Genomic DNA, 12627 nt, shown 5'->3' on the forward strand with positions numbered 1-12627 from the left:
ACTTCCCGGCGTCAAGCGCCTTTTTCAAATCTCGCTAGCCGCGCCCCTTGTCCAACACCCCGGCCGCGATACCCGCCACGATCAGCGCCATCCCCACGACCAGCGGCGTGCTCAGCGGCTCGTGCAGGATGGCCGCCGAACACAGCAGCCCCACCACCGGCACGCCCAGCAAGCCGATGGACGTGACGCCGGCGGGCAGCGAGCGGTTCACATTCACCGCCGCCCAGTACGCCACGGCAATGCCGAACACGCCGCCGTAGCCCAGCAGCCAGCCCAGGTCCGGGCTCCAGACCACGCGCGGCCTGCCCTCGGCCGCCCACGCCACCGCCACCAGCACCACGGACGCCAGCAGCGCCTGCCAGAACGCCAGTTCAAACGGTGGCGTGACCCAGCGATGCGCCCGCACGTAGACGATGTTGGCGGCCCAACACAACGCGGCCAGCAGCACCAGGCCGTTGCCGAACACGGCGTCGGCGTTGTGCCAGTCAAATGCCAGGGGATTGAAGATGACCACCAGTCCGGCCAGGCCCAGCGCCAGGCCCGCCCGGCGGCCACGGCCGATGGGTTCGTCCAGGAACAGCCGCGCGGCGGGAATGACCCAGAGCGGCGTGGTGTAAGCCAGCACCACCGATCGGCCTGCGGGCACGTATTGCAGCCCCAGGCTGACCAGCGCGGCAAAGGCGCCCATGTGCAGCAGGCCCACGCTGAGAATCACGGGAATGTCAGCCTTGACCGGCCACACCACCCGCCGCAACGCCAGGCCCAGTACCAGCAACGCGGCGGTGCCGACCACGCTGCGCGCCGCCACCGCCCAGATCGGCGTCATGTATTGCAGCAGCAGCTTGCTGACGACCCAGGTGAATCCCCAGGCCAGCACCACGATGGCGAGCAGGGTCAGGGCTTGGCGGCGAGACAGGTTTTCGGTAGGCATGGCGCCGACTATAGGAGTGCGCCGCGCCCCCGCCGTAGACCCACGCGGCGCTTATTCTCTGGAGCCACGCGGCTGCCGCGCAGGCTTGCGCGACAGCCACTGCGCAAAGGCGCGGGCCTGCGGTTCGTCCGGCGCGGGCGCATACACCACCAGCCGCAGATGGCGGCTTTCGTCCACCGACAATGTCGAGTGTTCGAACGCCACGTCGCCCAGCGGATCGATGTGCAGGCTGCGCACGCCCATGCAGTTGCCATGCACGTCGTGCTCGCGCCACCACGTCTTGAAGTCCGGCGACACGCGTTCCAGCTCATCCACCAGTTCGGCGATGTCGGGCACGCCCGCGGCCGACGCGAAGTCACGCCGAAACGTGGACAACATGGCGGGCGCCTGCGCCGGCCAGTCGACGAACAGCTGCCGCATCGCAGGGTCGGTGAACAGCATCCACAGCAGATTGCGTCGCCCCGGCGCTTGCGCACCGAAACCGAACACGCGCTCGGCCGCGGCGTTCCACACCACCACGTCCCAACGCAGGTTCAGGATGTAAGCGGGGCGCGTGGGCAGATCGTCCATCAGCCGGCGCACCTGCGGCGGCACGGTGCACCAGGTACGCCCGGGTTCGGCCGGCGGCCGTTGATGCGCCAGGAGGTACAGGTGGCGGCGCTCGGCCGCGTCCAGCTTCAGGACCCGCGCCAGATTTTCCAGGAACGTCGCCGACACGCTGATGTTGCGGCCTTGCTCGAACCAGGTGTACCAGGCCAGGCCTACGCCGGCCAGGGCCGCCACTTCTTCGCGCCGCAAACCCGGCGTGCGGCGGCGGCCTCCTGCGGGCAGGCCCAGCGCGGCCGGACTCAGCCGTTCGCGACGCAGGCGCAGGAATTCGGCCAGGTCGGTGCGTGTGCGATCCAGGCGTGCAGCGGATGGAGACGTCGAAGCGAAAACGGCATCGACAGCGCCAGCCGATGCCGCAATGGGCGTCACGTCAGACGCCACCTCAGGCGTCGCATCACTCACGGTATCGGACTTGCGGGAACGGGGCATCGGCTATTGCCTTCAGTAATAGCATAAACAGCTAAATTGTATAAGGCTGCGGGACTCTCCAGAATAGCGCCAATCGTCTTTCTACCGGCCAATCCATGTCTTCCAACGCCCTGCCCGCTGCCTGCCCCGCCCCCGCCTCGACGCCCGCCACGCCAGGTCCGCTCGGCCTGGCCGTGCTGCTGTCCGGCGGCTTCATCACGATCTTCGACCTGTTCGTGGTCAACGTCGCCATTCCCAGCATGCAGGCCACGCTGGACGCCAGCTTCGCGCAGATCAATTTCATCATCGTGGCCTACGAGCTGGCCTATGGCGTGCTGCTGATCGCGGGCAGCCGGCTGGGCGACCGCCACGGCCGACGACGCCTGTTCATGCTGGGCATGGCGGGCTTTGCAGTGGCGTCTGCCCTGTGCGGCCTGGCGCCGGACGCCAACGCGCTGATCGCCGCGCGCGTGCTGCAAGGCGCGGCCGCGGCGATGCTGTTTCCGCAGGTCTATGCGCTGATCCGCGTCAGCTACGACGGCCATGCGCGCCGCCGCGCCTTCGGCCTGCTCGGCATGACGCTGGGGCTGGCCGCCATTGCAGGCCAGGTGCTGGGCGGCTGGATCGTGCACGCCGATTGGTTCGGGCTGGCCTGGCGCACCATCTTCCTGGTCAACGTCCCACTGGGATTGATCGCGTGGCGGCTCGCCCGCCACATCCCCGAATCGCGCGATGCCGCGGGCGCCAGCATGGACTGGCCGGGTTCCGCGCTGGTCGGCCTGGGCCTGGGCTTGCTGTTGCTGGCGCTGGTCGAAGGCCCCGCGCGCCATTGGCCCGTGTGGACCTGGGCCGCGGGTGTCGCGTCGATCGCATTGCTGGCGTGGTTCACGCAATTGCAGCGCCGCGCCGCTGCCGCAGGCCGCACGCCGCTGGTGGACATGGCCTTGCTGACGCAACCGCGCTTTGCGGCGGGCTGCCTGCTGGTGACGCTGGTGTTTTCCACCGCCAGCGCCATGTTCCTTTGCTACGCCCTGCTCTTGCAGACCGGCCTGGGCGTGGACGCGCTGACGGCGGGCACGGTGTTCGCACCGGCCAGCGTGGGCTTCGTGGCCGGCTCGATGGCGGCGCCGCGGCTGGTGGCGCGCTTCAGCACACGCGCGATCCTGGTGGCGGCGGTGCTGTATGGCGGCGCGACGGCGGCGTTGATGCTGCAGGTGGATGCGGCGGGCGGCGCACTGGCGCCCTGGTCGCTGGTGCCCGCGCTGGTGTGGCTCGGTGCGGCGCAAGGCGCGGTGAACACGCCGCTGGTGAACATGGCGCTGGGCTTGGTCGAAGACCGCCACGCCGGCATGGCCGCCGGCGTGGTCGCGACCTTGCAGCAGGTGGGCGCGGCCTTGGGCGTATCCGCAGCAGGCATGCTGTTCAGCGGCGCGCTGGATGCGTATGCCGATGCTGCGGTCGGCGATCGCTATGCGCACGCGTTCGCCAGCGCCATGCAATTCAACGTGGCCGCCATCGCAGCATCGGTGTTGCTGTTGACGTGGCTGGGCCGCCAGCGCTGACCCCGTCGACCTACCCCGCCGACAATTCCCGCGCGCGTTGCTCGGCCTTCAAGGCCGCCTCGGTGATGGCCTGCGCCACGCCGGCCTCGCGCAGGTGCGTCAGCGCGGCGTAGGTGGTGCCGCCCTTGGACGTCACGCGGTCCTGCAACTCGGTCAGCGCCGCATCGTCGCCCGCGGCCAGTTCGGCCGCGCCGCGAAACGCCGCCACCGCCAGGCGCCGCGCATCGGCCGCGCCAAAGCCCAATTCCCTCGCTGCCTTTTCCAGCGCCGCCATGAAATAGAACACGTAGCCCGGGCCGCTGCCGGTCACGGCGGTGACCGCGTCGATCATGGCTTCGGTGTCGACCCAGATGCGTTCGCCCACCGCCGCAAAGAGGCTGTCCACGTGGTCGCGCTGCGCCGCTTCGCAAGCCGCGGTGGCGTACAGGCCCGTCATGCCCAACCCCACCTTGGCGGGCGTGTTGGGCATCGCGCGAACGATGCGCGTGTGGCCCCCCAGCCATTGCGACAGCGAAGCCAGGTTCACGCCGGCCGCGATGCTGACCACCGTGGCGTGCGCCGGCAAGTGCGCCTGAACCTGCGCGCAGGCTTCACGCAAACCCTGGGGCTTGGTTGCCAGCACGCACAACGCCGCGTCGGCCAGTTCGGGGCCGACGCTTTCGCGGCACGCCAGGCCGCGCGCCAGCAGGCTGGCGCGGGTGGGCTCGTAGGGTTCCACCACCAGGAAGTCGGTGAGCTTGCGGCCTTGTCCGAGCAAGCCGTCGATGATGGCGCTGGCCATGTTGCCGCCGCCGATGAAAACCATTTTTTCGCGCATGATGTTCCGTTCCTCAGGTCAATCGAAAATGGCCCGGCGCCGGCGCACCGCAGCGCCGTCCAGCGCACCGATGTGATCACGGCCCAGCAGCCTTAACGTGTTTTCCAGCTCGGCGCGCAGAATCGCCAGCACCTCGCCCGCGCCGCGCGGCCCGCGCCCAGCCAGCCCGTACAACGGCGCCCGGCCCAGCAACACGGCACGCGCGCCCAGCGCCGCCGCCTTGGCGATGTCGCTGCCGCGCCGCACGCCGCCGTCCACCAGGATTTCGATCGACTGCCCGAGTTCGGCTGCCACCTCGGGCAGGGCCTCCAGCACGCAGGGCGCGCTTTCCAGTTGCCGGCCGCCATGGTTGGACAGCACGATGCCGTCCACCCCGCGGGCCCGGGCACGACTCGCATCGGTCAGCGTCTGGATGCCCTTGACGACGATACGCCCCCGCCATTTACGGCGCAGCCAATCGATGTCGTCCCAGGTCAATGCCATATCCATCTGCCGGCTCAGCGCAGACGCCTGTTCGGTGATGTCTTCGCGTGCGTTGGAACTGACGGCCAGGTTCTTCAATTGCGGGCCGCCGCCACGCAGCATGCGCCAGCACCAGCCGGGGTGCGCCGCCAGGTCCAGCAGCAGGCGGGCGGACGGGCGCAGCGGCAGCTTGAAGCCGTTGCGCTTGTCGTGGTCGCGGTTGCCATGCACCGGCACATCCACGGTCAGCAGCAGCACGGTATAGCCGCTGGCCCAGGCTCGGTCCATCAGGTGTTCGGCAATGCGGCGGTCGCGCTGCACGTAGAGCTGCAGCCACAGTTCGCCCGCGCTGGCCGCACGCACCTCTTCCAGCAACGAGGTCGATGCGGTGGACAGCACGAACGGCAGTCCTGCCTGGTGGGCGGCGCGCGCCAGATGCACGTCTGCGTCCGGCCAGAACAGGCCGTTCAGGCCGGTCGGCCCGACGATCGCGGGCATCGCCGCGGTGGCGCCCAGCACCGTGGTTCCCAACGCGCAGCCGGTCACGTCCGCCAGGACCTGCGGCAGGAATTCCAGTTCGCCATAGGCGGCGATATTGCGCCGCAGGGTGACGCCGTTCTCGGCCCCGCCTTCCAGATAATCAAACGCCAGCCGGGGCAGTCGCTTGCGCGCCTGCGTCCGGTAATCCATCACGCTGGGCAGCATGGCTCTTCCTTGTTGGCCGGATTCCGTTTAAATTACATATCGAACGTATCGATTGTATTTCGATTATTTTAAAAACCACCATTCGGACCTTCCGCCCTAGGACATACCCTAAAATCAATTGATATACGATTAATCAAATCGAAAAGCGATTTAAGTAATCGTATGCTGTGTCTCAACGTGATCGGGGTTTCCTTCCCTTCCGATCCCCACGGGACGACAGAAATGACCAGCACTTCCCTGCTCGACGCGCTGACCCAGGCCCTGGGCGCCGACGCCATCCTGCGCCATGACGCCGACATGGCCGGCTACACCGAAGACTGGCGCGGCCGCTACAAGGGCCCGGCCCTGTGCGTGGCGCTGCCGGGGTCCACGCAGCAGGTGGCCGACATCGTGCGCCTGTGCAATGCCTACTCCACTCCCGTGCTGCCGCAAGGCGGCAACACCAGCCTGTGCGGCGGCGCTGTCCCCGATGCGGCAGGCCCGCCGCCCGTCATCGTCAACCTGGGACGCCTGCGCAAGATCCGCCGCATCGACCCCGCCAACAACTCCATGGAAGTCGAAGCCGGCTGCGTGCTGGCTACCGTGCAGCAAGCCGCCGCCGACGCGGGTCGCCTCTACCCCATCAGCCTGGGCGCCGAAGGCTCATGCCAGATCGGCGGCACCATCGCCACCAATGCCGGCGGCACCGGCGTGCTGCGCTACGGCAACACGCGCGACAACATCCTGGGGCTGGAAGTGGTGCTGCCCGACGGCACGATCTGGAACGGCCTGACCGCGCTGCGCAAGAACAACACCGGCTTTGATCTCAAGCACCTGTTCATCGGTTCCGAAGGCACGCTGGGCATCGTGACCGCGGCAGTGCTCAAGCTGCATCCGCTGCCGACCCGCCACGCCGTCGCGTGGCTCGCACCCACTGATCCGCAGGCCGCGCTGGACATCCTGGGCCTGTTCCAGCAGCAATGCGCTTCGCGCCTGTCCGGCTTCGAAATGATCGACAGCAACCAGCTGGATATCGTCATGGCGCACGTGCCAGGGCGCAAGAATCCGCTGACCGGCGCACATCCGTGGCACGTGCTGGTGGAATTGTCGGACACCGGCAACGGCCCCGAACTGCAGGACGTGCTGCAACGGATCCTGGAACAGGCCTCGGAACAAGGCCTGTTGCACGACGCCGTACTAGCCACCAATGACAACCAGCGCGCCGCGCTCTGGGAAGTGCGCCATAGCGTGTCCGAAGGCAACAAGAAGGCCGGCGTCGGCCTGACCACCGACAGCGCCGTGCCCGTTTCGTGCGTACCGCAGTTCATTGCCGACGCCACCGCAGCCGTCCATCGCCTGGTGCCAGGCCTGCCCATCCTGATCGTGGCCCACCTGGGCGACGGCAATGTGCACTTCATTCCGTTCTTCACGTTCGACGCCTGGAACGCGCTGCCCGAGCGCGACGCCACGGCCGCCGCCATCCGCCGCGCCGTCAACGATGCCGCCGATGCACTGGGCGGCACCTTCAGCGCCGAGCACGGCGTGGGCCGCACGTCGCTGGCCGAAATGGCGCACTACAAGTCACCGGTCGAGCTGGCCATGATGCGCACGCTGAAAGCCGGCTTCGACCCCGCCGCTCTCTTCAATCCCGGCCGCTTGCTGCCCTGAAGCGCCCTTCCCGTCCGCCGTCCCCGCCCCGCTGGAGCCTTCCATGAAACGCACTTCGTACAACGCCTCGCGCCGCAGCGCGCTCAAGACCGCCGCCGCCGGCGTCGCCGCCCTGGCCATGCCCATGATCTGGACGCCGTCGCGCGCGGCCTCCAAGCGCATCGTCGTGCGCGATGACGGCGGCATCTACAGCAAGGCCTACGGCGCCGTGTTCTACAAGCCGTTCACCGAGGCCACCGGCATCCAGGTGGTGGGCGTGCAGGCCAACGCCGAGCCCACCGCGCAGATCCGCAGCATGGTCGACACCGGCAACTACACCTGGGACATGGCCAAGATCAGCCAGCCTGCCATCCTGATGCTGACCGAAGGCGGCAAGGTCTACCTGGAAAAGCACGGCCTGGAATCCGACCCTGTCGTGGCCACGATTCCCAAGCAGTACATGTCGCCGTACGGCGTGGGCAACAACGTCTACACCACCGTGCTGGCCTACCGCACCGACGCCTTCAAGGGCCGCCGCGCACCGGCCTCGTGGGCCGACTTCTGGGACGTCAAGAACATCCCCGGCCGCCGTGGCCTGCGCAAGCATCCGTTCGACACCATCGAAGAGGCGCTGATGGCCGACGGCGTGCCCACCGACAAGGTCTACCCCTGCGACATCGACCGCGCCCTGGCCAGCCTGGACAAGATCAAGCCGTCGGTCGATGTGTGGTGGAACACCGGCGCGCAGGTCGAACAGATGCTCGGTTCCGGCGAAGTCGACATGATCGCCACCTGGGTCTCGCGCGCGCAATCGGCCATCGCCAACGGCGCCCCCGTGCAGATCGTGTGGGACCAGAACATCTGGGGCTGCGACAACTGGTCGATTCTGAAGGGCACGCCCAACGCCGACGCCTGCCGCGAATTCATCAAGTTCGCGTCCGACCCCAAGCGCCAGGCCGCGCTGGTCGAATACTTCGCCGCCGGCGTCACCCAGCCCGCCGCGTTTGATTTCATCAAGGCCGACGTCGCACGCAACTGCCCCACCCACCCCGACAACATCAAGACCGGCCTGCACATCAACGCCGCGTACTGGCTGGACAAGCAGCGCGATGTGCTCGAGCGCTTCAACGGCTGGGTCCTGAAGTAAATCTCCGCAAACGCCGAACACCATGTCTTCTTCCAATCTGCAAATCTCCGGCCTGGGCAAACGCTATGGCGACTTCGTCGCCCTGGCGCCGACCCACCTGGACGTCGCCCGCGGCGAATTCCTGACCCTGCTGGGCCCGTCCGGGTCGGGCAAGACCACGCTGCTCAGCCTGATCGCCGGCCTGGCCCGGCCAGACGAAGGCCGCGTGCTGATCGACGGCAATGACGTCACCCACGGCGCGCCGTACGAGCGGGATATCGGCATGGTGTTCCAGAACTACGCGCTGTTCCCGCACATGACCATCCTGGAGAACATTGCGTTTCCGCTGAAGATGCGCAAGGTCCCGGCGGCCGAGGCCAAGCGCCGCGCCCAGGAAGCGCTGGACATGGTGCGCCTGCCCCAGGTCGGCGCGCGCCTGCCGCGCGAACTGTCCGGCGGCCAGCAGCAGCGCATCGCACTGGCGCGCTGCATGGTCTACCGCCCCGCGATCATCCTGATGGACGAGCCGCTGGGCGCGCTGGACAAGAAGCTGCGCGACCAGATGCAGCTGGAGATCAAGCGCATCCACCGCGAACTCGGCACGACCATCGTCTACGTGACGCATGACCAGGAAGAGGCCATGACCATGTCCGACCGCATCTGCCTGATGAACGGCGGCGCGATCGAGCAACTGGGCACCCCGGCCGATCTGTATTTCCGTCCCCGCACCCTGTTCGTGGCCGACTTCCTGGGCGAATCCAACCTGCTGCCGGGTGAAGTCACCGCGGTGAACGGCGACACGCTGACGGTCAAGCTCGCCCACCAGGGCATCACCGGCCAGGCGCTGTCCAATGGCGCCGCCATCCGGGTCGGCCAGAAGGTCACGCTGATGCTGCGGCCGCAGAACCTGCAGGCCGGCCCCGCCGCGGCCCCTGGCCCGAATGGCCCGGCCTTGACCGGCAAGCTGCTCGACGTGATGGTGACGGGCAGCCTGACCAAGCTCTACCTGGACACGGGCGTACCCGACAGCGCCCCGGTCGTGGTGGCCTACCCCACCCGCCGCGAGGCCGAGCAATACGCCATCGGCCAACCCTTGTCGGTCAGTTGGCAGGCCGCCGACGCGGTCGCCATCGCGGAGTGACGGCATGAGCCCCCTTGCCCCTCCCCGCAAACGCATGAGCCAGGGCCGGCGCCATTTCCTGATGGCCGCGCCGCTGGTGATCCTGCTGCTGGTGCTGCTGATCTATCCGGTCGGCCAGTTGCTGCTGCTCAGCTTCTACGGCGACCAGGGCTTCACGCTGGCCCAGTACCACCGGCTGTTCGAGTCGTCGGTGTACGTCAACGTGCTGCTGATCACGCTGAAGATCTCGCTGTGGACGACGTTCTTTGCGGTGGTGGCCGGGTACCCGGTCGCCTACCTGATCTCGAGCCTGTCGGCCCGGCGCAAGACGTCGCTGCTGTTCTGGGTGCTGCTGTCGTTCTGGACCAGCTTCCTGGTGCGCACCTTCGCCTGGGTCGTGCTGCTGGGCCGCAACGGCGTGGTCAACCAGCTGTTGCAGGCGCTGGGTATCCTGGATGCGCCGGCCAACCTGCTCTACAACTTCGGCAGCGTGCTGGTCGGCATGGTGCATGCGCTGATGCCGCTGGCGGTGCTGACGATGCTGTCGGTCATGGAGAACATCGACCGCAACCTGCCGCGCGCCGCATCGACCCTGGGCGCGCGTCCCGGCACGGCGTTCTGGAAGATTTATTTCCCGCTGTCGATGCCCGGCGTGGCCGCCGCGGCCATCATGGTGTTCGTCACCGCGATCGGCTTTTTCATCACGCCCGCGCTGCTGGGCGGCCGCAAGGAAACGATGATCACGCAGATCATCATCGACCAGGTCCAGCAGACCATGAACTGGGAATTCGCCGGCGCGGTCTCGGTGCTGCTGCTGGTGGTGGTGCTGGCGGTGTTCGCGCTGTACGACAAGATCCTGGGCCTGTCGACCATGACCGGCGGCAGCGCATCGCGCCCCCGCACGTCCAGCAAGCCCGGCCTGATGCGCCGCGCAGGCGAAGCGCTGCTGGACCTGCTGGCTTCGCTATCGGACCGCCTGTTCTCGCTGCTGCCATCGCGCCTGCGCCGCTCGGTGTCCGGCACCGGCCAGTCCCGCACGCTGTGGTGGATCGTGCTGGCGGTGCTGGCCTTCCTGTCCGCGCCCGCGTTCCTGATGATCCCGCTGTCGTTCGATTCGGGTTCCGGCCTGACCTGGCCGCCCAAGGGCTTCTCGCTGCAATGGTACGAACAGATGTTCACGTCGCCGGTATGGATGCAGGCGATCACGCGATCCTTGATCGTGGGTGTGGGCACCGGCCTGCTGGCCATGCTGATCGGCACGCCCGCCGCCTTCCTGCTGGTGCGCGCGGACATGCGCGGCAAGTCGGCCATGCTGGCCTTCGTGCTATCGCCCATCGTGGTGCCGCGCATGATCATCGCGGTGGGCATGTTCTATTTCTTCGCCCGCGTCGGCCTGGTGGGTTCGACGATCGGCCTGATCCTGGCCCATACGGTGGTGGCGGTGCCGTACGTGGTGATCACGATGATGGCGGTGCTGCGCAACTACGACACACGGCTGGACCTGGCGGCGCAAAGCCTGGGGGCCGGCCCGTGGTCGACGCTGCGATTCGTGACGTTCCCGATCCTGAGCGCGGGCCTGATGTCGTCGTTCCTGTTCGCGTTTGCAACGTCGTTCGACGAGCTGACGATCGCGCTGTTCGCCTCGGGTGGCCTGAACGCCACCCTGCCCAAGCAGTTCTGGGACGAGGTGACGCTACAGATCTCGCCAGTGATCGCCGCCGTCTCCACCTGCCTGTTCATTTTCATCGCCGCGCTGATCTGGCTCGCCGACCGGCTGCGCCGCCGCAGCCTGGCGGGCTGACACGCGGCGCCGTTTCCTCTTTATCAGGACTTATTCCATGTTGAATGCAAGCCAACTGCGCGGCGTGTTCCCCGCGATTCCCACCCCGGTCAACGCCGACGACACGATCAACGCCCCGGCCGCCCAGGCGCTGATCGCCTATCTGCTCAAGCAAGGCATCGACGGCATCGTGCCGCTGGGCGGCACGGGCGAATACGGCGCGCTGGCCCGAGCCGAACGCATCCGCATGTGCAAGCTGACGGTAGACGCCGTCGCCGGCCGCGTGCCGGTGATCCCCGGCGTACTGGACCCCGGCTTCTACGATGCACTGCAAGCCGGCCAGGAATTCGCCGACGCAGGCGCGGACGCACTGATGGTGCTGACGCCCTACTACACGACGCCGACGCAAGCCGGCATCCGCGAGTATTTCCTGCGCTACGCAGACGCCTCGCCGCTGCCGATCATGATCTACGAAATCCCGTACCGCACGCGCATCGCGATTGCCCCGGAGGTATTGCACGAGCTGTCGCGCCACCCGAACATCATCGGGATGAAGGCCTGCAACACGGACATGTACCACTTCCTGCGCACGGTGGCAGGCGTAGACGATTCGTTCGCCGTCTTCAGCGGCGAAGACACCCTGCTCCCCGTCCACCTGGCCGCCGGTGCCCGCGGCGGCATCGTGGTGACGGCAAGCCTGCTGCCCAAGGCCTGGCGCCAGGTCTACGACCTGGCCGCGGCCGGCCAAACCCAAGCCGCGATGCTGCTGCACCGCCGCCTGATCCCCCTGATGAACCTTGCATTCGCGGAGACGAATCCTGGACCGATGAAGTCTGTGATGGATCTTATCGGCGTCGATTCTCCTTGTGTTTTGGATCCTTTGGTGGAGCCGGGGGCTGAGTTGCAGGCGTCTTTGCGGGCGGTTGTTGAGCCGTTGTTGAGGGAGTTTGAGGGCGTTTGAAGAATTGGGTTCTTAAGCCGCGCGTGACGGTGTCGGGGTGGGGTGGGCGGGGCTACGATTGCGGTCCGGAGCCTTCGCTCCGGACTTGCCTAGGCGGCCCCCCCCTTCGTCATCCTCGTCCGCCTTCGGCTCCCTACGGATTCCCTCGGGCGCATCTACACGCCCCGCCCACCCCACCCCGACACCGCCACGCGCTCTTGATGCGACTTAATGGCGGACCCTGGGGCGGTCAGTGTGCTTGGCATGTTAGCCACGGTCAGAGGGGGGTGGGCGGGGTGGGACGGTGCCCGCTTCGTGCCGGCCGCGCGGGCGGCCTTACGAAGCTTACGCGGCGTCTTGCGGGCGCCGATGACGCTCTCGCGTGTAGGTAGTGGTGTTGGTGGTGTCAGGAAGTCGCTCTTGCGTGTGAGCGGAGCAGGTGGCATCAGAAATGCTGTTGGCCTGTAGCGGCGCGGATGCCGTGGCGTTGACATCAATGTGCAGCGCCTGATGGGCGGCGCGCGAGACAGTCAGCATGCGC

The 12627-nt window shown here is 67.5% G+C and carries 10 protein-coding genes; 6 read left to right on the plus strand and 4 right to left on the minus strand.

Annotation, left to right across the window (positions count from 1 at the left end):
- Positions 1 to 34: 34 nt before the first annotated feature.
- Complete coding sequence (locus HV798_RS05645) at positions 35 to 931, minus strand: DMT family transporter (RefSeq protein ID WP_175191706.1); 897 nt, start codon at positions 929 to 931, stop codon at positions 35 to 37.
- Positions 932 to 982: 51 nt separating this feature from the next.
- Complete coding sequence (locus HV798_RS05650; RefSeq protein ID WP_246288595.1) at positions 983 to 1969, minus strand: helix-turn-helix transcriptional regulator; 987 nt, start codon at positions 1967 to 1969, stop codon at positions 983 to 985.
- Between the two features lie 95 nt (positions 1970 to 2064).
- Between HV798_RS05650 and HV798_RS05655 the strand changes: the two genes are divergently transcribed.
- Positions 2065 to 3510 carry an MFS transporter gene (locus HV798_RS05655; RefSeq protein ID WP_175191705.1) on the plus strand — a complete coding sequence of 482 codons (1446 nt, stop codon included), beginning with the start codon at positions 2065 to 2067 and terminating at the stop codon, positions 3508 to 3510.
- Positions 3511 to 3520: 10 nt separating this feature from the next.
- Here the strand turns inward: HV798_RS05655 and proC are convergent, their stop codons facing one another.
- Both proC and HV798_RS05665 read right to left on the minus strand, forming a co-directional pair.
- Positions 3521 to 4327: a pyrroline-5-carboxylate reductase gene (proC, locus tag HV798_RS05660; RefSeq protein WP_175191704.1), complete on the minus strand. Its 807-nt coding sequence runs from the start codon at positions 4325 to 4327 to the stop codon at positions 3521 to 3523.
- Between the two features lie 18 nt (positions 4328 to 4345).
- Positions 4346 to 5494, minus strand: coding sequence for an alpha-hydroxy acid oxidase (locus HV798_RS05665; RefSeq protein ID WP_175191703.1), 1149 nt, complete (start codon positions 5492 to 5494; stop codon positions 4346 to 4348).
- Between the two features lie 222 nt (positions 5495 to 5716).
- Between HV798_RS05665 and HV798_RS05670 the strand changes: the two genes are divergently transcribed.
- Genes HV798_RS05670 through dapA form a run of 5 tightly spaced genes read left to right on the plus strand, consistent with a single transcriptional unit; the run spans position 5717 to position 12107 of the window.
- Positions 5717 to 7141: an FAD-binding oxidoreductase gene (locus tag HV798_RS05670; RefSeq protein ID WP_175191702.1), complete on the plus strand. Its 1425-nt coding sequence runs from the start codon at positions 5717 to 5719 to the stop codon at positions 7139 to 7141.
- Positions 7142 to 7184: 43 nt separating this feature from the next.
- Positions 7185 to 8267, plus strand: coding sequence for an ABC transporter substrate-binding protein (locus tag HV798_RS05675; RefSeq protein WP_175191701.1), 1083 nt, complete (start codon positions 7185 to 7187; stop codon positions 8265 to 8267).
- 22 nt (positions 8268 to 8289) lie between these two features.
- Entirely contained in the window at positions 8290 to 9387 is a 1098-nt protein-coding gene (locus HV798_RS05680) for an ABC transporter ATP-binding protein (RefSeq protein WP_175191700.1), read from the plus strand.
- 4 nt (positions 9388 to 9391) lie between these two features.
- Positions 9392 to 11167 (plus strand): ABC transporter permease subunit, encoded by a 1776-nt coding sequence (locus HV798_RS05685; RefSeq protein ID WP_175191699.1) that lies wholly within the window; start codon positions 9392 to 9394, stop codon positions 11165 to 11167.
- A 37-nt stretch (positions 11168 to 11204) separates the two neighbouring features.
- Positions 11205 to 12107 (plus strand): 4-hydroxy-tetrahydrodipicolinate synthase, encoded by a 903-nt coding sequence (dapA, locus tag HV798_RS05690; RefSeq protein ID WP_175191698.1) that lies wholly within the window; start codon positions 11205 to 11207, stop codon positions 12105 to 12107.
- Positions 12108 to 12627: the final 520 nt, after the last annotated feature.

Origin of the sequence: Achromobacter deleyi (assembly GCF_902859705.1) — a bacterium.
Taxonomy (GTDB): Bacteria; Pseudomonadota; Gammaproteobacteria; order Burkholderiales; family Burkholderiaceae_B; genus Achromobacter; species Achromobacter deleyi.